Genomic DNA, 18,497 nt, shown 5'->3' with positions numbered 1-18,497 from the left:
TCCGTTACCGAGCTGCGCCGTCGGCGCCGCCGTCCTGCTGACCGGGGGTCGCACCACCGTCGGCCGGACCCTCGGCGCTACCGTCCGCGCCGCCGTCGTGCTGACCGGGGGTCGCACCACCGTCGGCCGGACCCTCGGCGCTACCGTCCGCGCCGCCGTCGTGCTGACCCGGCGTGGCACCGCCGTCGGCCGGACCTTCGGCCCCGCCGCCGCTGCTGGTCTGCATGTCATCGTCGTTGAGTGGCATCGTGCTCCCTCGGATTGACCCGCCCCCGCCACCATCGGTCGGGTGCGTCCTGCCGCGGGTGGTACCCCGCTCCCGATCTTCTCTAACCACACACCTCGTCCCACCGTAATCGTCCGATCCATCCGGCATGACCCGTTCGCCGATGCGGGCGGGCCGACGCCACGGGTGGCAGGATTGCCGAACACACCGACGGAGGTACCGATGACCGAACCACTTGAGCCGGTGACCGAGGAATGGCAGCGCGCCCTGGCGATCGTGGCCCACCCCGACGACCTGGAGTTCGGTGCCGCCGCCGCCATCGCCCGCTGGACCGGGCAGGGCAAGCAGATCGTCTACTGCCTGGTCACCAGCGGCGAGGCGGGCATCGACGGGATGCCGCCGCCGCGTGCCCGGGAGGTACGCGAGCAGGAGCAGCGGGAGTCGGCAGCCCTGGTGGGCGTGGACACCGTCGAGTTCCTCGGCCTGCCCGACGGGGTGCTGGAGTATGGCGTGCCGCTGCGCCGGGAACTGGCCGCGGTGGTCCGTCGGCACCGACCGGACATCGTCATCACCAACAACTTCCGGGCCACCTGGGACGGCGCTGACGTGCTCAACCAGGCCGACCACATCGCGGTGGGCCGGGCCACCCTGGACGCGGTCCGGGACGCCGGCAACCGTTGGATCTTCCCGGAGCAGCTGACCGACGGCGTCGAGCCCTGGGGCCGGGTACGACAGGTGTGGGCGGCCTCGTCGCCGCGCGCCCGGCACGGTGTGGACACCACCGACACGTTCGACCGGGGGGTCGCGTCGCTGCTGGCCCACGACGCGTACCTGACCGGGCTGGGCGACGGCAGCTTCGACGCCGAGGAGTTCCTGGAGGGTGGCGCGCGGCCGGTGGGTGCCCGGCTGGGCGTGCGCTACGGCACCTCGTTCGAGGTGTTCCACTTCGACCTCTGGTAGGGCCGGGGTCCCCGGCCTGGGTACGTCGGCCCACCCCACGGCGCGCGGGGCGGGTCACGACGGGCCGCGGATCAGGGCATGATCCGGGCGAGATCGGTGGGCATGGTCTCCTTGACGTCCTCCCACTCGCCCTGGGTGATGTGCCGACGCAGGGTGTCCAGCACCACCTGGACGATCCGCTCCGGGCCGCCGGCCACGTCGTACGGGAAGCCCTGGCGGACCTCGTAGAGGAAGTCGTCCCGGTTGAGCTTGATCGGCACGTCCTGTGGCTGCCAGCCGTCGAAGTAGATGCCGCGCACGACTACCGGCAGCTGCGCGGAGAACTCCACGCTCTCCTGCACCGGCATCCGGTCGCGCAGCAGGTGCAGCACGGTACGCAGCGCGGCGTACGACTGGTTGCGTTGCTCCTTCGGCCAGCCGTACGCCTGCTCGATGTCCCTCAGGATCAGGTTGGTCTTGTCCATCGAGGACTCGATCGCGGACTGGAACTGCTCAGCCATCTGTCCACCCCCGTAGGTCGGTTTCCCACCGTCGGTCGTCGTGACGTCGCGGCGGACCCACCGGGCCGCGCCGGTACCGGATCGGGCTGTCGCGTCCGGCCCGGGCGGCCCGTCGAGGCTGCTCGGACGCTCCGACAGTGCGCAGGACGCCGTTTCGCCGCCGATGCGGTACGACCCGAACGGTCATCGCGGTCACCTCCGTGGTGTCGATTCCGCGCGGACGATCGCCAACGGCGCGTCGCCCGCTCGACCCCATGCTCGGTCGCAGCCAGGTGAGCCGCCCTCACCCCACCCGGGTGAGAACCGTCCGGGCATGTCACCACTCGAATCGCCGGCGGTCGGGCGCGGGGATCTTACGGATAGTGGCCGCTGCTGCCCGTGCCCAGCAGCCGGGTTGCGCCGGGGCCGGGCCGCCGCGGTGGCATTCCCGGCTCTGCACCGGCTGCCGGGCACAGTGGCGGGGACGTCAGCCGGTCTCGCCGAGCAGGGCCTGGAGCTGCTGGGCGTTGGTCTGCGCATAGTCCCGGTAACAGTTGTTCATGAGAACGTGCGTCTGTTCGGTCTCGCCGGCCAGCTCGCGGAGCTTGGGTGCCCAGTCCTTGAGCTCCCGTTCGGAGTAGTGGTAGCCGAACTTCTCGTGAATGTCCTTGCTGGTCCACTTGTCGCTGTGCCCGTGAAAGCGCACCACCGCGAGGTCGGAGGTGGCGGCCAGCACCGGCGGGACGGACGAGCGGTGCCCCTGCGGCATGTCCACGCTGACGTACGCGAGCCGGTGCGTACGCAGGAAGTCGAGGGTCTCGGTGGCGTTGTCGCCGTCGAACCAGGAGGCGTGTCGGAACTCGAAGACCGGGCGCAGCGGCGCGCAGCGCCGTGTCACCTCAAGCAGGTACTGCTTATTGTCCCGCCGGATGGTGAACCAGGGCGGGAACTGGAACAGCAGCGCGCCGAGCTTGCCCGCCTCGACCAGAGGGTCGAGGGCGCTGAGGAAGCGCGTCCAGATTTCCTCGTACGCCTGCGGCGGCAGGTCGTCGGGGTAGAGGTTGCGCTTGTTAGTCTCCGGTCTCAGCTCCTTGTAGATCGCAGTGACCCGGGTGGGGTGGCCGGTGAGCAGGCTGAACGCCTTCACGTTGAAGGTGAAACCGGCCGGGGTCCGCTCGGCCCACAGCCTCGCCGTACGCTCCGCGGGCGGCGAGTAGTAGGTGGCGTCGACCTCGACCAGCGGAAACTGGCGGGCGTAGTAGGCCAGCCGTTTCTCCGGGTTGTCCGCGGTCTGGGGATACCAGCCGGAGTCCAGCAAGGTCCGGTCGGTCCAGGACGCGGTGCCCACCTTGATCTCGCCCATGGGTGGAGTCCACCGGATCCCGGACCAACCGGCAACGCGGGTCAGGCCGCCCGACGCTCGCGCGTCTGCTTGCAGGTGACGCAGGTGGTGGCCGACGGGAAGATCTCCAGCCGTTCGACCGGGATCGGCGCGGTGCAGCCCTCACAGAAACCGTAGGTGCCCTCGGCGAGCCGGGCCAGGGCGTGCTCGTACTGGGCGCGACGGTCCAGGATGGTCCGCAGCAGCGACTGTGCGGTGTCCCGCTCGGCGGTCTTGGTGCCGCTGTCGGCCTGGTCGTCGCCGGCGGTGTCGCCGACCTCGACGAGCCGCAGCACCTGGCTCTGCTGCACCGCCTGCTGGTACTCCTCGGTCAGCTCGTCGTGGCGGGCCTGCAGGGAGAGCCGGATCTGGTCGGTCTCCGCCTGGGATCGGCCGGTGCCGACCGTGTCGTGGACGAGCATCGCTGCCTGCCTTTCCTGGGCCTTGTCGTCTCCGCGGGCGGGTCGGTCCACACCCGGCCATACCGCCCAAGCCATCGCACCCGGACGCTGTGAGCCCCGCGTTTACCCTCGCTTTCGACGACTCAAACCGGCCCGTCGACGGATTCCACCAGAGCCGGGCGACGCGGGTCGTCGACCCGGACCACCACGTCGGCGAAGCTGGCCGGGTCGACCTCGGCGGCGTACCTGTCGAACGCCGGCAGGGTCCAGACCAGGTCGGTGTCGGTGCGCCGGCGCAGCGCGGCGGCCGACATCTCCAGGTGTACGACGACGTCGAAGGCCAGCCCGCCGCCGAGCAGGAACGCGCCGCTGACCAGTACCACCCCGCCGGGCGGCAGGTCGACGTAGGCGGCCCGGCTGGCCCGGTCCGTCCGGGCGTCCCAGAGCGAGGGCAGCACCCTCCCGGGCCCGTCCGGCCCCGCCGGGTCCAGCACCTCCCGCCGCAGACCGGCCTCGTCCACCCAACTCTCGTAGTACGAATCCGGGTTGGTCCGGCCCCGTTCCAGACGCAGCGAGGCGGGGCGCAGGAAGTCCTCGGTCCGCACGTGCAGCGCCGGGTGGCCGAGGGCGCGCAGTGGATCGACAAGGGCGTCGGCCAGGTGCTCGGGGCGGGCGGCCGGCGCACCGTCCACCGCGACCCGCAGCCGTCCGGTCGACATCGCGCCGGCCAGCCGCTCGGTCAGCTCGCTGACCAGGAGCGGCGGGGAGATGGGACGTACGCGCATCCAACCATGGTGCCCGCTGGGCCGCAGCGAGCCGGGCCAGGCCGGCGCGACGCGGTCAGCCGGCGCGGTCGAGGGTGACCCGGGCGTCGTCGGCCAACCGGTAACCGACGCCGTAGACGGTGGTGACCAACGGAACGTCCACGCCGACCTTGCCGCGTAGCCGGCGAACGTGCACGTCGACCGTGCGTACGCCGGCGTGCTCGTAACCCCATACGGCGTTGAGCAACTGGAGCCGGGTGAAGACCCGGCGGGGATTGGCGACCAGGTGCAGCAGCAGATCGAACTCCAGCCGGGTCAGCGGCAACGGCTCGCCGTCACGCAGCACCGACCGGGAGGACGCCAGGATGTGCAGGGCGGGAATGGCGGGCGCGAGCTGTCGCGACGGCGCACGACCCGCCGGCACGGTCTCGCCACGGCGTTCCGGCACCACCGGACCGACGGTGGTGATGGTGCCCTCGCCTCGCTCCAGCATCTCCCGCGCCGCGTCGAGCAGCCGCCGCGCGGCCGGCGTCAGCGACTCCTCACACGCCAGCGGGATGGACAGGGTGACCGTCAGGACTGGCGCGGCGGTGTTGGCGGGACGACGCTGGCCGCCGGGGGGTCGACCGGGCACCGCGGGTTGGGACGTATGCCATCCGGCGCGCGACGAAGCGGGGCTGACCGACATGGTCCTCCTTGGCTGGTCCGGGTATTCCCCACGGCCCCGGGACGCCGCCTTATCGATGCTTCCCGGCGCCCGTGCGAGGGTCAAGGGGCGGCTGCGTTGCATGAATGTGACAATTGACCGACACATCGGAGCCGTCCGCTCGCTCTGCGTACGAGGCCAGATGATTACAGCAGAGTCGCCAAGTTGACCTGATACGGGGGGTGGTCCACGCCGTTCGCGGCCTTCGGGACGGGATGTCCGTACCCGGCGTGACGTCGGCTGTTCGCGCTCCCACACCGCGACCGTCACGCGGACGGGACACCCGGGGTCCAGTCGCCACTCCAGCACGTTGCTCGGCTGGCGGTCGCGACCGGTGCGACGGCGGCGACTAACCTGGACCGGTGAGCGACGAACTCGACACCGAGACCCTGGAATTCGCGCACCGGATGTTCGACCTGGCGCGTGATGGCGCGACCACGGAACTCGCCGGGTACGTCGACGCGGGGCTACCGGTCAACCTGACCAACCAGAAGGGTGACAGCCTGCTGATCCTGGCGGCGTACCACGCCCACCCCGAGACGGTGCGTGCGCTGCTCGACCGCGGCGCCGATCACTCCCGCGCCAACGACCGGGGCCAGACGGCGCTGGCCGCGGCGGTGTTCCGCAGCAACACCGAGGCGGTACGCGCACTGCTCGGCGCGGGCGCCGACCCCGAGGGCGGCAACCCCTCGGCGGTGGCCACGGCCGAATTCTTCGACCTGCCTGAGATGCTCGCCCTCCTCCGCGCCTAGGTTCCACGGTTCGAGGTCTCGCCCGAGCCGCCGAGGCGCACGTGGTGCCCGCGCGGCACCTGCCGCACCGGCGGCCCGGCTGGGCGGGCGCTGGCTATGCTCTGGCCTCGACGAGGAAGCGGCGGGCATGGGCGACGAAGGGACCCTCGGCGCGGATCCGATCGTGCAGACGCCGCAGCGCGGGTCGGTGCGCCGCCACGGTGAAGTCGGGCACGGTCCAGATCACCTTGCGCAGGAACCAGACCACCGCACCGACGTCGTGGAAGACCGTCCGCAACGTCGCCTCACGCAGGTCCACCACGGTCAGACCGGCCGCCTGGGCGGCGGCCACGGCGTGTTCCGGATGACGGTGCGCCGGCGGCGGCAGCGGGCCGAGGATCGCCTCGCTGAGTTCGCGTACGGTTCCCGGGCCGATCTGCTGGGACAGGAACGTGCCGCCCCGGCGCAGCACCCGGGCCACCTCGGGCCAGTCGGTGCGTACCGGATGCCGGCTGACCACCAGGTCGAAGGTGGCGTCACCGAACGGCAGCGGCGCGTCGGCGTGCACCGCCACCACGCTCGCCCCGAGTGGTGCCAGGTTGGCCCGCGCCACCGGTACGTTCGGCGGCCACGCCTCGGTCGCGACCAGCAGCGGTGGTGGGTGGGGCACCTCGGCCAGCACCTCTCCCCCGCCGGTGTCGATGTCCAACGCCGCGTGGGCGCGCGCCATCCGCGCCGCGACCAGCCGCGCGTAACCCCAGGGTGGGCGTTCCTCGGTGGCCCGCCCGGCGAGCCAGTCGAACGCCCACCCGTCGACCGGGGCGGCGACGCCCTCGGCGATCAGATCCTCGAAGCTCGTCTCTGCCGGCACGGGTGTCAGGGTGTCCGGCCGGGACGGCTCCGGCAACGCGTTATCCGACGCGCCCCGACGCAGCGTCGGCCGCCGACACCGTCGGGCGCAGCAGCACCCGGACGGCTACGGACGCGGGCGTACGACCTCGACGGTGGGGCCGTCCACGCCGCGCACGAGCTCGACGCTTGTCGTCTCGGGCCGGGTGGTGTCGAAATGGCGCATCAGCCGCGCGCCGAGGTGGACGCCCACCCCACCGACGGCCAGGCCGAGCACTTCGACGACCAGCAGCGCCGGGGTGGCACCGCGGTTCGTCGCGTCCGCCCGAACCAGGCAGGAGAGCAGGAACAGCCCGGCCATTCCGGCGTTGACGACGTTGAAGCTGATCGCCGTGCGGCGAGTCCGGTCGGGCGGTACGTCCCACAGGTCCACCATCCCGGCCACCGCGGTCAACGCCGCCGTCACCAGCGCGGCCACCGCCGTCCAATAGCCGACCTCGCCGAGGAAGACCGGGCCGCCGGCCACGTCGGCGAGGTCGAAGATGACGGCACAGACGAAGAGCCCGTACGGAAAGGTCACCAGCATCGGTTGGATGGGGTGTCCCTGCACCCGCAGCCGGCTCTGCATCGTGGTCCCCCTGGATTAGGTTCGGTCCATCAGTCCAGGGTGCTACCCGGGCGCCACCCGGGCGAAACGACACGCCCCGGTCAGTTGTCCCGGGGCCGCGAGACCGTGCTGACGAGCCGCTCCGCCACCTCCCGAAGCGGGATCGACAGCGACGATGCCGCGCTGCGCAGCACGTCGAGGGCGTCCTCGGCGGGGCAGCCGCGCTGGGTCATGATGACGCCGACCGCCTGACCGATCACGCCGTCGTTGAGCAGCGCGCTGTCCTGCTGTCCGATCAGCGCGGCGCGCTTCTCCCGGTCGCGCACGGCCGCCAGCAGCAGGCCGGCGTGCTCGGCCAGCAGCATCGCGGTCAGCTGGTGGCCGGGGGTCAGCGCGTCGGGCTGGGCGGCGTACAGGTTGACCGCGCCGATCACCTGCTCGTCGATGTCGACGGGGGCCGAGATGACCCCGCGTACGCCCAGTTCGCGGGCCTGCGGTGTCCAGTCCGGCCAGCGCGTTTCGATGTCCAGTTCCTCCGCGCCGACCATCTCCCGGCGGCGGATCGCCTCCATCGCCGGGGTGTCCGGACCGTACCGCAGGTCGTCCAGGCCGCTGAGCCGGGAGTCGGAGGCGGCCACGCCGGCCGGCTCGCCGGCCCGCAGGGCGGTGAACCCGCACCAGGCGATGCCGCCGAGGGCATCCCGGGTGATCCGGACCAGCGCGGACAGCGCCGCGTCGAAGTCGTCCACGGCGATCAGCCCCGCGGTCAACTCCCGCAGCAGGGCAGCCGTCTCCAACACGCCGAGCGTCTCCGCCAGCGGGGTACGCGTCTCCAGGTTCACGAGCCCGCGGCTCCCGTACGCCCGGTCAGCGTCGTCACCCGTATCCTCCTCGACTGGGCCCCCCGTGCCGGAGCCGCCCTGGACATCACGATCGCCCTACTACCCGCGCCCACAACGGTCGAAGCGGCGCATACCGGGGCCCCTCCCAGGGTACGGGTGCCGCCGGCAGGGGTGGGCCGGACCGGACTACTCAGCGGGAGCCGGCCCCGCTGAGCCGCCGCCCGACCGAGGCGATCAGCCGGTCCAGCTCGGAGCCGAACGGGTTGTCGTGCACCAGGTACGTCCAGGTGGCGCTCGGGCGGACCAGTTCCGCCGCGTCGGGCTCCCAGTCCTCGTCGAACTCGGTCTCGGCGAAGGTCGCGAGCGTACGCGCCTCGATCGCCGGCACCAGCTCGGTGAAGGCCGGTACCGCGGCCCGGTGGAACTCGTCGAGCGGATCGAGTCGTCCCAGGGCCCGCAGGTGCACGCCCTCGCGGACCTCCGACAGCTCGGCCAGGTGCGACGCCCACAGCCGGTCGAGGTGGTAGAGGGCGATCGACCGGGCCACCTGGGCCAGCAGGTCCTCGTCCATCTCGCCGGCCTTCTCCGGCATCTTGTCCAGCAGCATCAGGGCCGCGACATCGCTGGTGAGCAGCCGCTCCCGCCGCTCGGCGAGGGCCTTGCGCTGCTGCTCGATGACCACGCTGTAGCGCCAGGTGTTGCGGTGGATCTCGTGGTTGACCCCCTCCGCGACCCGCTGGGCATGCTCGACGGCGTAGTCCACCTGCGGGTCGGTGACCAGGCCGTCGGCGTTCATCCGGGGTGACGGCGGCACGGTGTCACCGGCGTGGCGGACGACCAGGTCGTCCTCCAGGCTGACGTAGAAGACCGAGCCACCGGGGTCACCCTGACGACCGGCCCGGCCACGCAGCTGGTCGTCGACGCGGCGGCTGTCGTGCCGGCCACTGCCGATGACGTAGAGACCGCCGAGCTCGGCCACCCGCTCCCGGTCGGCCTGGTCGCTGCCGCCGAGGCGGATGTCCACACCCCGGCCGGCCATCTGGGTGGAGACGGTGACCGCGCCGTACGCGCCGGCTTCGGCGATGATCGCCGCTTCCTCGTCGTCGTTCTTCGCGTTGAGCACCACGCACGGCACCCCGGCGGCGTTGAGCCCGGCCGCCAGCTGCTCGGACTCCTTGACGTCCAGCGTGCCGACCAGCACCGGGCGCCCGTCGGCGTGGCAGCGCCGGATCTCGTCGACCAGCGCCTCCTCCTTCTCCGCCCGGGTGGCGTAGATGCGGTCCGGCTCGTCGACCCGCACGCACGGGGTGTTCGGCGGGATCACCGCGACCTCCAGGCCGAAGAACTCCCGCAACTGGTCGCCGACGAGCACCGCGGTGGCGGTCATCCCGCAGACCACCGGGTAGAGCCCGACGTACGCCTGCACGGCGATGGTGCCCAGCACCTCGCCCTCGGCCGTGGCGTCCAGCCCCTCCTTGGCCTCGACCGCCGCCTGGAGCCCGTCGGGCCAGCGGCGGCGCTGGGCGACCCGCCCCCGCATCTCGTCGATCAGCTCGACCGTGTTGTCCCGGACGATGTAGTCCACGTCCCGGTGCAGCAGGGCGTGCGCGTGCAGCGCCACGTTGACCGCGGAGAGCTGCTCCACGTTCTCCTCGTCGTACAGGTCGATGCCGAGCTTGGCCTCGACGGCGGCCAGACCGGTGGCGGTGAAGGCGACGCTCCGGCCGTCCTCGGCCACCGTGTAGTGCCTGCCCTTGCGCAGACCGCGCACCAGCGCCGCGGCGGCGTGGACCGGGTCCTGCTCGCCGGGCACCGAGCCGGCGAGCACCATCGGCACCCGGGCCTCGTCGATCAGGATCGAGTCGGCCTCGTCGACGATCGCGGTACGCAGCGGGCGCTGCACCCGGTCCTCGATGTCGGTGACGAGCTGGTCGCGGAGAAAGTCGAAGCCGGCCTCGCTCACCGAGACGTAGGTGACGTCGCAGGCGTACGCGGCCCGCCGCTCGATCGGGGTGGACGCCTCGTTGACCCAGCCGACGGTGAGCCCGAGCAGGGTGTAGATCGGCTCCATCCACTGGGCGTCGCGGCGGGCCAGGTAGTCGTTGACGGTCAGCACGTGCACCGGCCCGTTGCCCAGCCGGACGTGCCCGTACGCGGCGATCGCCGCGGTGAGCGTCTTACCCTCACCGGTGGCCATCTCGGCGACCTTGCCGGAGAGCAGCGACATGGCGCCCAGCAGCTGGACATCGTACGGACGCTGGTCGATGCCGCGGCGGGCCGCCTCGCGGCCGAGCGCACAGATCTCCTCGTAGCTCGACGCCGCGGTCGCCGCCTCGGTGAGTTCGGCGTCGTCGAACGCCGAGATCTCCTCCTCGCGGGCCTCGATGACCGGCAGCAGCTTCTCCAGCGGGGCCAGATCGACCGTGGTCCCCGGGCGCTGGAGGAACCGACGAAACCTGGTCTTCAACCGTTGCGACACACCCATGAGCCGCAACGGTACGCGACCAGACCGATCTTGAACGTCCCGCCCGCCCCCCGAAACCTCACAGATCTTGCACTTTCCGTCTCGACATAAGGGACACCGCAGGCATCAAACCGACCAGAAGTGCAGGATCGCGAAAATTGGGATGGCCGACGAGGCGCAATCAGAGGTTCATCAGCCGGGAACGTGGACGGAGCACGCTTGTGATCAAGCTGGGGGACCGATCCGGTTAGCGTGCGGGGTGCTGGGAAATCCATTTCCCGGTCTTCCCGCCGACGAGGGGGTGCCTGTGCGCAAGAACGAATCTCTGGTCTCGCCGGTGGTGGAGGCCTGGGCCACCTATCGAACCACCTCGGCGGCCGACTGGCCGACCCGACGACTCCTGCGGGCCAAGGGTGACAGCCGGGTCAGCGTGGTGCTGCCGGCGCGTAACGAGGAAGCCACTGTCGGGGCGATCGTGGCGACCATCCGCGAGCACCTGATGGACCGGGTGTCGCTTGTCGACGAGCTGATCGTGGTCGACTCGCGGTCCACCGACCGCACCGCCGCGGTGGCCCGGGCCGCCGGCGCCGAGGTGGTCGGCCAGGACGCGATGACCCGTGGGCTGCCCCGGCTGACCGGCAAGGGAGACGCCCTCTGGGCCGGCCTGGCCGCGGCGGAGGGCGACGTGGTCGCCTTCGTCGACGCCGACCTGCGCGAGTTCCGGCCGCACTTCGTCACCGGGCTGCTCGGTCCGTTGCTGACCGACCCGTCGGTCGACTTCGTCAAGGGCTTCTACCACCGGCCCCTGGTCAGCAGCAGCGGGGTGGAGGCCGACGGCGGCGGCCGGGTGACGGAGCTGATGGCCCGGCCGATGCTGAACCTGTTCTGGCCGGAACTGGCCGGGTTCGTGCAGCCCCTCGCCGGTGAGTACGCCGGCCGCCGGGAGGTGCTGTCGCGGGTGCCGTTCGTCTCCGGCTACGGCGTCGAGACCGCCATGCTGATCGACCTGCTCGAACTCGTCGGGTTGGACGCGCTGGCCCAGGTGGATCTCGGCGAGCGTAAGCACCGGCACCAGGACACCGCCGCGCTGGGCCGGATGTCCGCCCAGATCATGCTCACCGCCTGGTCGCGCTTGCAGCGCCGGGGCTGGGCGAATTCGGACATGCTGCCCACCGCCCTGCTGACCCAGTTCCGCCGCGGCGGCTCGGACGCGCTGCCGAACCTGGACCGGGAGATCGTGGTCAGCGACGTCGCCGTGGAGGAGCGGCCCCCGCTGGCGGAGTTGCAGCACCAGCTGCCGCGACGACAGGTAGCCGCGGCATGACGTGTCCGGCCCCACGGCGGCGTTTCACCCGGTGGAGGGCCGGGTACCTGCCAGTCTCTGCGAGACCGCCGAGACGAGGGTGGAAATGGCGAGCCGGATCACCTGCCAGGTGCACGACGGAGCACAGATCACCGTCGTACGCCTGGCCGGCACCCTCGACATGATCTCGATGCGTGAGGTGTACGCGCACCTGGAGCAGTGTCTTGCCCGGCAGCCCGACGCGCTGGTGGTCGACCTGACCGAGCTGACCGTGCGGGAGCGGCTGGCGGTGGCCGTCTTCGCCGCCGTGGCGCGTCGCGCCGCGGACTGGCCGGTGGTGCCGCTGGTGCTCTGCGCGCCACATCCGGAAGCCGCCGCCCTGCTGACCGGCTCCACGGCCTGCCGGGTGGTGCCGATGCGGGACAGCTGCGACGAGGCGAGCCGGTTCGCCGGCGCATCCGCCGTGACCCGGCTGCGGCTGCGCCTGGACCCGGTGGCGGCGGCCTGTCGGCGGGCCCGGGAACTGGTGGTCGACGCCTGCGCCCGGTGGAACCTGCCCGAGGCGGCCGGCCCGGCCTCGGTGGTCCTCAGCGAGCTGGTCGGCAACGTGGTCCGGCACGCGGGTACCCCGATGCAGGTCACGGTGACCCTGCGCCGGCCCTGGCTGCACCTGGCCGTGATCGACGGCAGCAGCGCGGCGGCCCGGCCCAGCGCGGCCGGGCAGCGCGACGAGGGCGGCCGGGGGCTGATGCTGGTACGCGAGCTGGCCGATCGCTGGGGCAGTGCCCCGGCCGGCGACGGAAAGGCCGTCTGGGCCACGCTACCGGCGAATTGACCGAAATTACCGCTCTCGCCTGGTTACATGGTCGACGGGGTGGGTAGCCACGCCCGTCCTTATCCGTCGTCGACCCAGGGTGAGTGCTCATGCCCAAGCGGGTAACCACCGAACCCGGACAGGACCGGGGCCCGGCGATCCTCGCCCCGGCCCGCTTCGGCGGCTACCCCGGACCGCTGCGCAGGCCGCTTCCGGGCGGAAAGCTGGTCAGGTTCCTGGCCACCACCGACCACAAGCAGATCGGCCTGCTGTACCTGCTGACCTCGTTCGGCTTCTTCGTGCTGGCCGGGATCGAGGCCATGGTGATCCGCGCCGAGCTGGCCCGGCCCGGTCTACAGTTTCTCGCCCCGGAGCAGTACAACCAGCTCTTCACCTCGCACGGCGCGGTGATGCTGCTGCTGTTCGCCACCCCCGCGGCGTTCGGTTTCGCCAACTACATCGTGCCGATCCAGATCGGCGCCCCGGACGTGTCGTTCCCCCGACTCAACGCGCTGGCCTACTGGCTCTACCTCTTCGGCGGGCTGATGGTGGTCGGCGGCTTCCTGACCCCCGGCGGCTCGGCCGACTTCGGCTGGACCGCGTACACGCCGCTGAGCACCGTCGAGCACTCCCCCGGCGTCGGGGCGAACATGTGGGTGATCGGCCTGGTGGTCTCCGGGCTTGGCACCATCCTCGGCGCGGTCAACCTGATCACCACGATCCTGACCCTGCGCGCGCCGGGCATGACCATGTTCCGGATGCCGATCTTCACCTGGAACATGCTGTTCACCAGCGTGCTGGTGATCCTGGTCTTCCCGCTGCTGGCCGCCGCGCTGCTGGCGCTCAGCGCCGACCGGCTGCTCGACGCGCAGGTGTTCAACCCCGACACCGCCGGACCGATGCTGTGGCAGCACCTGTTCTGGTTCTTCGGCCACCCCGAGGTCTACATCATCGCGCTGCCGTTCTTCGGCATCATCACCGAGGTCATCCCGGTCTTCTCCCGTAAGCCGATCTTCGGCTACACCGGTCTGGTGCTGGCCACCATCGCGATCACCGTGCTGTCGATGACGGTCTGGGCGCACCACATGTTCGCCACCGGCCAGGTGCTGCTGCCGTTCTTCAGCATCCTGAGCTACCTGATCGCGGTGCCGACCGGGGTGAAGTTCTTCAACTGGATCGGCACCATGTGGAAGGGACAGCTCACCTTCGAGACACCGATGCTGTTCGCCATCGGCTTCCTGGTGACCTTCCTGCTCGGCGGGTTGACCGGCGTGCTGCTGGCCAGCCCGCCGGCCGACTGGCACACCCACGACAGCTACTTCGTGGTCGCCCACTTCCACTACGTGGTCTTCGGCACGGTGGTCTTCGCGCTCTTCGCCGGCTTCTACTTCTGGTGGCCGAAGATGACCGGGCGGCTGCTCGACGAGCGGCTCGGCAAGCTGCACTTCTGGACCATGTTCATCGGCTTCCACGGCACCTTCCTGGTGCACCACTGGCTCGGCAACGAGGGCATGCCGCGCCGGTACGCCGACTACCTGCCCACCGACGGGTTCACCACCCTGAACACCATCTCCAGCATCTTCGCCTTCGTGCTCGGCGCGTCCACCCTGTTCTTCATCTGGAACGCCTGGAAGTCCTGGCGCTACGGCGCCGAGGTGACCGTGGACGACCCCTGGGGCTTCGGCAACTCCCTGGAGTGGGCCACCACCTGCCCGCCACCGCTGCGCAACTTCGACCGGATGCCCCGGATCCGTTCGGAACGACCCGCGTTCGACGCCAAGTACGGCGAGCTCGTCTCCGATCTGGGCCGCGATCTGCCACAGCGGACCACCCGGCCGCCGCAGGAGTTCCGCGACGAGATCCACCGGGAGGCGCACCCGCCCGAGTCGCCGGCCGCCGAGGGCGCCCACGGCGCACGCGAGGCGGAGGCGTACCAACCCGCGCCGCAGTCCGGCGCCCGACCGGTCGACGTGCCGGAGCCGGAGCAGGTACGCCGGCCGAGCTTCGAGGAGACCGACGAACCGGAGGAGAACCCGCTGGGCGCGCAGCGCGACCCGCAACCCAACGACCGCTGGCGGCATCCGCGTGGGCGCGGTGACACCCCGCAGAACTGACCGACGCGTACCGGTCGGGGCGGCACCCACCGGGTGCCGCCCCGACGACGTCGCGGGTGGTCGGTCAGCGTCCGCGCACCGGAGCCGCGGCGCGCGGCTGGTTGGCCGGCTCGGACTCCGCAGACCCGTTCTGCCACGGTGGCGGCGCGTCGGCGAGCATCGCCTGGCGCAGCCAGGTCAGCGCCCGCGACAGCAACCGGGACACGTGCATCTGGGAGATGCCGAAGCGGGCCGCGATCTCGGCCTGGGTCTGATTGCCGTAGAACCGCATGGCCAGGATCCGCCGCTCCCGCCAGGGCAGCCGGTGCAGCAGCCCGCTGACGGTCACCCGGTCGTCGACCGACTCCAGCGCGATGTCCGACTCGCCGACCAGGTCGCCGAACTCCGCCGAACTCTCCCCGCCGACCGGCGCGTTCAGCGACGCGGGGCTGTAGCCGGCCGCCGACTCCAACGCGGCGAGGATCTCCTCCTCCGGCGTCTCCAGCCGCTTCGACAGTTCGGCCACCGTCGGTGCCCGGGACAGCTCACTGGTCAGCGCCGCCGTCGCCTGTCCGACCTCCAGGATCAGGTCACGTAGCCGGCGGGGCACATGCACACCCCAGGTGCGATCCCGGAAATGCCGCTTGATCTCACCCACGATGGTGATTGCCGCGTACGCGGTGAAGGAACCCCGTTCCGGGTCGTACCGGTCGACGGCGTTGACCAGCCCCAGGCGGGCCACCTGTTCCAGATCCTCCAACGGTTCCCCACGCCCCCGGTAGCGGCGGGCCAACCGGCCCGCGAACGGCAACGCGAACCGGACCAGGTCGTCACGGGCCTCCTGGCGACGCTCCGGCGGTAGCCCTTCGATCCGCGCCGCGTACGCCAGCGCCGCGGCGTCGAGATCCTCCAGCCCACGATCGGTGGGTGGTGGTGTGCTTGTGGTGGTCTGTCCGAACATCCGCGCCTCCCTCGGGAAGGACCCCGCCCGGATTCGCCGACACCGGGCACGCGCGTAGGCACGCACGGGCCTGTGACTGGGTTACGTGACTGGGATGCCAGCGGGCGACGGCGCCGCGCCACGCAAGGTGATCAGCCTGTCGCAGCCGGCGGTGTTCCCGCTCCGTAGGTACTCAATCACGGGATCACGGGTTCGCGAGGATGTTTCGTCAGCCCGGTCTCAACAGATCAGCAGGCCGTGGTGGCGCCCGCCGTCGCGCAGCGCGGCCAGGGCCTCGCCGGTCGTCAGCGGCCCTGGATTGGGCAGGTCGTAGGGCTGGGCGCGGAGCACCTCGGTGGCCCTGCGGGTGGGCACCGAGGTGACCGGGTAGCCGCGCGCCGAGGTGCGGTCCAGGGCCCGCCGCCGCCGGCCGAAGCCGGCGACCGCCAGCCACTGCGGCAGCCCGGCCAACGCCGGTGAGCGTACGCCGGGTGGCTCCGGCAGCACGTCGACCGAGGTGAACGACTCGCTGCCGGCCAGCCACCACTCCACCTGCTCGACGCTGCGCCGGGTGGCGTTCTCGCACCAGTACGGCACCAGCCCGGCCCGGAGCACCTGCCACGGGTCGAGCAGCCGCCCGCACTCGACCACCAGGCGGTCACCGGTCTTGCCGGCGGCCCGCAGCCAGCGCCGGTACAGGTCGGCGGTGGCCGCGCTGAGCGCCTCCGGCGTGGGCACCAGGACCTGGTGCAGCGGATGTCCGTGCCGGGAGGTCCAGTCCCGTACACCCTGATCGAAACCGGACTCCACGCCGTGTTCGGCGGCGGCCGGCGGGGCGGAGATCTCCGGCGGTTCCCAGTGCGCGCTGTCGCCGCCGGCCGAGCGCAGCACCTGCCGCAGCGCGTGGCTGTCGGGATGGAAGTCCACCGGGTCCAGGCCGCTGGCCGGGCAGCCGAGTTGGAAGCTGTGCCCGTCGGCGGCGTCGACCACCGGCCAGGTCCGGGTGTCCCGCAGCACCAGCACCGGCGCGCCGGGCGCCAGCCGGTCGGTCAGGAAGCCGCGGTACGCCGCCGGTAGCGCCCGCCAGCGGCCGGTCAGCGCCACCGTCGCCCCGGCCAACGCGCCTCGGCTGGCCGGGCAGTGCACCTGCCGGACATGCAGGTCCGGGTTGCCGGCGAGCAGCCGCCCGGCGAGCGCCGCGCCGTGGTCCAGGGCGGCGCGGGGCCGGTCCACCGCGCCCTGCGGCCAGTGCGCGATCATCTCGAACCCGGCGGGCAGCCAGGGCATGCCCAGCGCCACGGCCAGATGCGCGACGCCACCGTGCGGGGAGCCCAGCAGCACCCCTGGATACCGGCGCCGCGGGTACTGGTCGACGAACCACCGGGCGACCCGCTCCGCGTCGACCTCGGCGGCCTGCCCGGCGGTGAGGGCGATCCGGCCGGCGGAGCGGATCGCCGCCGCCCGCCGCACCGGCTCGGGCGTACCGGCGAAACGGGACACCGGTCCGGCGTGCCCGAGGTCGGCGCAGTCGCTGCCACGCAAGGCGCGGGCGGTGGCCGCGAGCAGGATCCGGGCGGTGCTGCCGGTCGCGACGACCCGGTCACCGGCCATGCCGGCCCCGGCCGCCGTCAGTCCGGGGCGCACCTTGCGCACCGGCCCCACCTTGCCTCGATCGCTCACCACGCGGCCCGGCTTCCCGCCACGATGCGGCTTAAACAGACCATTCCCCCACCAGACGGCATCAATCAGCGAATCGCACCGTTGCCGCCCAGCAACATCGGGGATGTTGCTTTCTCGCCGTCGCTCGGGGCAGCAAAATCCCCGATGTTGTCGCATCCCTGCCGGTTGCACCAGGCGAGGGTCAGGGCGTGCGTGACCACCTCCAGCACGTACGGGCGGTCGGCGGTCAGGGCCTCGTCCCAGGCCGGGCCGAGCAGCTCCGGCCGGTCTACGCGCACCCCGTGCAGGCCGAGCAGCCGGGCCCAGCCGGCGTACGGGACGTCGTCGGTGACCGGCCCGGCCGGGTCCAGGTGCCGGGGATGACCGGACCGGGTGTTGCGCACCAGCACCACCAGACGCGGGTCGGGCCACGTCGAGCGCCGTCGCGCGATGGTGACCAGCTCGGACAGCCCGTGCGAGCGCATCCCGTCGTCGGTGACCAGAGCGATCATCGGCCGGTCGGGCGCGGCCACTTTCGCCGCGAGAGCGTACGGCAGCGCGCCCCCGGGCAGCCCGGCCGGTCCGATGACAACCTCGGCCGGCGAACCCAACGGGTTGGCGAACCCGACACTCGGCCCGGTGCCATCGACGGTCACCACGCTGTTCGGGGGCAGCCGGCTGGACAGCTCGTCGAGCACCAGCCGGACGTCGATGCCGGGGCCGGGCTCCGCTACCCGCATCGCGCCGTGCGCCACCGAGTGCGGCACCACCAGGCCCACCGGGCCACGGGCGCGCGTCGCGGCGCGCAGCGCCTCGTCCACCAGCTCCGGTGCCCGCGCCGGCTCGGCGACATACCGGAGGCGGTGGCACACCTCGGCGAGCTGTCGGTGGATGACCCGGGCGGCCTCGGACGCGACGACGCCGGGCTCGGCGACGACGGCGAGCACCGGCAGGCCGGCTCCCCGGGCGGCGTCGAGGCCCGCGAGCAGGCCCGCGGCGGCTATCCCGCCGGCCGCCAGGCAGACGCCCGGCCCCCCGGTGAACCGGGCGTGCCCGGCCGCCATGACCGCGGCGCACTCCGCGTTCCGCACGGGTACGAACTCCGGGTCGTCCCCGGTGGCGTCGAGCGCCTCGACCAGTGCCGCGACGGCCGCCTCCGGATGGCCGAAGACCCGCGGAATCCGCCAGGCCAGCAGCCGGTCGACCACCGCGTCAGCGACGCTGCTGGTCTGCCGGATCTCGTCGCGCCGCGCCAAGGCCGGCGGAGATCCGTGCGGG

18 protein-coding genes are annotated in these 18,497 nt (G+C 72.0%); 5 read left to right on the top strand and 13 right to left on the bottom strand.

Going from position 1 to position 18,497, the window contains the following annotated elements; all coding sequences use genetic code 11:
* Positions 1–4: 4 nt before the first annotated feature.
* Positions 5–247, bottom strand: a complete 243-nt coding sequence (locus O7601_RS19605; RefSeq protein ID WP_281562552.1) for a hypothetical protein — start codon at positions 245–247, stop codon at positions 5–7.
* Between the two features lie 201 nt (positions 248–448).
* Here O7601_RS19605 and O7601_RS19600 point away from each other — a divergent pair, with 201 nt between their 5' ends.
* Positions 449–1,186: a PIG-L deacetylase family protein gene (locus O7601_RS19600; RefSeq protein ID WP_281562551.1), complete on the top strand. Its 738-nt coding sequence runs from the start codon at positions 449–451 to the stop codon at positions 1,184–1,186.
* 71 nt (positions 1,187–1,257) lie between these two features.
* On the opposite strand, the gene O7601_RS19595 is transcribed toward O7601_RS19600, so the two are convergent.
* The 5 genes from O7601_RS19595 to O7601_RS19575 form a co-directional block, all read right to left on the bottom strand.
* Entirely contained in the window at positions 1,258–1,686 is a 429-nt protein-coding gene (locus O7601_RS19595; protein WP_281562550.1) for a DUF2267 domain-containing protein, read from the bottom strand.
* Positions 1,687–2,152: 466 nt separating this feature from the next.
* A complete protein-coding gene (locus O7601_RS19590) occupies positions 2,153–3,028 on the bottom strand; it encodes a DUF72 domain-containing protein (RefSeq protein ID WP_281562549.1) in 876 nt (291 codons plus the stop codon).
* Positions 3,029–3,069: 41 nt separating this feature from the next.
* Positions 3,070–3,468, bottom strand: a complete 399-nt coding sequence (locus O7601_RS19585; RefSeq protein WP_093402778.1) for a TraR/DksA C4-type zinc finger protein — start codon at positions 3,466–3,468, stop codon at positions 3,070–3,072.
* A 122-nt stretch (positions 3,469–3,590) separates the two neighbouring features.
* Positions 3,591–4,232, bottom strand: a complete 642-nt coding sequence (locus O7601_RS19580) for a uridine kinase (RefSeq protein WP_281562548.1) — start codon at positions 4,230–4,232, stop codon at positions 3,591–3,593.
* A 55-nt stretch (positions 4,233–4,287) separates the two neighbouring features.
* Positions 4,288–4,899, bottom strand: a complete 612-nt coding sequence (locus O7601_RS19575; RefSeq protein WP_281562547.1) for a winged helix-turn-helix domain-containing protein — start codon at positions 4,897–4,899, stop codon at positions 4,288–4,290.
* Positions 4,900–5,279: 380 nt separating this feature from the next.
* Here O7601_RS19575 and O7601_RS19570 point away from each other — a divergent pair, with 380 nt between their 5' ends.
* The gene (locus tag O7601_RS19570) at positions 5,280–5,669 is read left to right on the top strand and encodes an ankyrin repeat domain-containing protein (RefSeq protein WP_281562546.1); all 390 of its coding nucleotides are present in this window, start codon (positions 5,280–5,282) and stop codon (positions 5,667–5,669) included.
* A gap of 94 nt (positions 5,670–5,763) precedes the next feature.
* Here the strand turns inward: O7601_RS19570 and O7601_RS19565 are convergent, their stop codons facing one another.
* The 4 genes from O7601_RS19565 to secA2 form a co-directional block, all read right to left on the bottom strand.
* Positions 5,764–6,519 (bottom strand): class I SAM-dependent methyltransferase, encoded by a 756-nt coding sequence (locus tag O7601_RS19565; RefSeq protein ID WP_281562545.1) that lies wholly within the window; start codon positions 6,517–6,519, stop codon positions 5,764–5,766.
* A 105-nt stretch (positions 6,520–6,624) separates the two neighbouring features.
* Positions 6,625–7,125 (bottom strand): DUF2231 domain-containing protein, encoded by a 501-nt coding sequence (locus O7601_RS19560; RefSeq protein ID WP_281562544.1) that lies wholly within the window; start codon positions 7,123–7,125, stop codon positions 6,625–6,627.
* Positions 7,126–7,205: 80 nt separating this feature from the next.
* Complete coding sequence (locus O7601_RS19555; protein WP_281562543.1) at positions 7,206–7,946, bottom strand: GAF and ANTAR domain-containing protein; 741 nt, start codon at positions 7,944–7,946, stop codon at positions 7,206–7,208.
* A 190-nt stretch (positions 7,947–8,136) separates the two neighbouring features.
* Positions 8,137–10,431 carry an accessory Sec system translocase SecA2 gene (gene secA2 / locus O7601_RS19550; RefSeq protein ID WP_281562542.1) on the bottom strand — a complete coding sequence of 765 codons (2,295 nt, stop codon included), beginning with the start codon at positions 10,429–10,431 and terminating at the stop codon, positions 8,137–8,139.
* Positions 10,432–10,750: 319 nt separating this feature from the next.
* On the opposite strand from secA2, the gene O7601_RS19545 reads away from it, so the two are divergent.
* The 3 genes from O7601_RS19545 to ctaD all read left to right on the top strand — a co-directional run bounded on the left by O7601_RS19545 (position 10,751) and on the right by ctaD (position 14,641).
* Positions 10,751–11,734, top strand: a complete 984-nt coding sequence (locus tag O7601_RS19545; RefSeq protein WP_281566974.1) for a glucosyl-3-phosphoglycerate synthase — start codon at positions 10,751–10,753, stop codon at positions 11,732–11,734.
* Positions 11,735–11,819: 85 nt separating this feature from the next.
* Positions 11,820–12,548, top strand: coding sequence for an ATP-binding protein (locus O7601_RS19540; protein WP_281562541.1), 729 nt, complete (start codon positions 11,820–11,822; stop codon positions 12,546–12,548).
* An 89-nt stretch (positions 12,549–12,637) separates the two neighbouring features.
* Positions 12,638–14,641 carry a cytochrome c oxidase subunit I gene (gene ctaD / locus O7601_RS19535; protein ID WP_281562540.1) on the top strand — a complete coding sequence of 668 codons (2,004 nt, stop codon included), beginning with the start codon at positions 12,638–12,640 and terminating at the stop codon, positions 14,639–14,641.
* Between the two features lie 64 nt (positions 14,642–14,705).
* On the opposite strand, the gene O7601_RS19530 is transcribed toward ctaD, so the two are convergent.
* The 3 genes from O7601_RS19530 to O7601_RS19520 all read right to left on the bottom strand — a co-directional run bounded on the left by O7601_RS19530 (position 14,706) and on the right by O7601_RS19520 (position 18,475).
* The gene (locus O7601_RS19530; protein WP_348650206.1) at positions 14,706–15,647 is read right to left on the bottom strand and encodes a SigB/SigF/SigG family RNA polymerase sigma factor; all 942 of its coding nucleotides are present in this window, start codon (positions 15,645–15,647) and stop codon (positions 14,706–14,708) included.
* 153 nt (positions 15,648–15,800) lie between these two features.
* Positions 15,801–17,171, bottom strand: coding sequence for a hypothetical protein (locus O7601_RS19525; protein ID WP_281566973.1), 1,371 nt, complete (start codon positions 17,169–17,171; stop codon positions 15,801–15,803).
* A gap of 134 nt (positions 17,172–17,305) precedes the next feature.
* Positions 17,306–18,475 carry a thiamine pyrophosphate-binding protein gene (locus O7601_RS19520; RefSeq protein WP_281562538.1) on the bottom strand — a complete coding sequence of 390 codons (1,170 nt, stop codon included), beginning with the start codon at positions 18,473–18,475 and terminating at the stop codon, positions 17,306–17,308.
* Positions 18,476–18,497: the final 22 nt, after the last annotated feature.

The organism is Verrucosispora sp. WMMD573 (assembly GCF_027497175.1).
Taxonomy (GTDB): Bacteria; Actinomycetota; Actinomycetes; order Mycobacteriales; family Micromonosporaceae; genus Micromonospora.
Note: the sequence above shows the minus strand (reverse complement) of the source record. Positions and strands in the feature narration are given on the sequence as shown.

What these genes read in the sequence shown, in the direction of transcription:
- O7601_RS19605 (WP_281562552.1), bottom strand. Translation starts at nt 247, where the DNA reads ATGCCACTCAACGACGATGACATGCAGACCAGCAGCGGCGGCGGGGCC.
- O7601_RS19600 (WP_281562551.1), top strand. Translation starts at nt 449, where the DNA reads ATGACCGAACCACTTGAGCCGGTGACCGAGGAATGGCAGCGCGCCCTG.
- O7601_RS19595 (WP_281562550.1), bottom strand. Translation starts at nt 1,686, where the DNA reads ATGGCTGAGCAGTTCCAGTCCGCGATCGAGTCCTCGATGGACAAGACC.
- O7601_RS19590 (WP_281562549.1), bottom strand. Translation starts at nt 3,028, where the DNA reads ATGGGCGAGATCAAGGTGGGCACCGCGTCCTGGACCGACCGGACCTTG.
- O7601_RS19585 (WP_093402778.1), bottom strand. Translation starts at nt 3,468, where the DNA reads ATGCTCGTCCACGACACGGTCGGCACCGGCCGATCCCAGGCGGAGACC.
- O7601_RS19580 (WP_281562548.1), bottom strand. Translation starts at nt 4,232, where the DNA reads ATGCGCGTACGTCCCATCTCCCCGCCGCTCCTGGTCAGCGAGCTGACC.
- O7601_RS19575 (WP_281562547.1), bottom strand. Translation starts at nt 4,899, where the DNA reads ATGTCGGTCAGCCCCGCTTCGTCGCGCGCCGGATGGCATACGTCCCAA.
- O7601_RS19560 (WP_281562544.1), bottom strand. Translation starts at nt 7,125, where the DNA reads ATGCAGAGCCGGCTGCGGGTGCAGGGACACCCCATCCAACCGATGCTG.
- secA2 (WP_281562542.1), bottom strand. Translation starts at nt 10,431, where the DNA reads ATGGGTGTGTCGCAACGGTTGAAGACCAGGTTTCGTCGGTTCCTCCAG.
- O7601_RS19540 (WP_281562541.1), top strand. Translation starts at nt 11,820, where the DNA reads ATGGCGAGCCGGATCACCTGCCAGGTGCACGACGGAGCACAGATCACC.
- ctaD (WP_281562540.1), top strand. Translation starts at nt 12,638, where the DNA reads ATGCCCAAGCGGGTAACCACCGAACCCGGACAGGACCGGGGCCCGGCG.
- O7601_RS19525 (WP_281566973.1), bottom strand. Translation starts at nt 17,171, where the DNA reads ATGGCCGGTGACCGGGTCGTCGCGACCGGCAGCACCGCCCGGATCCTG.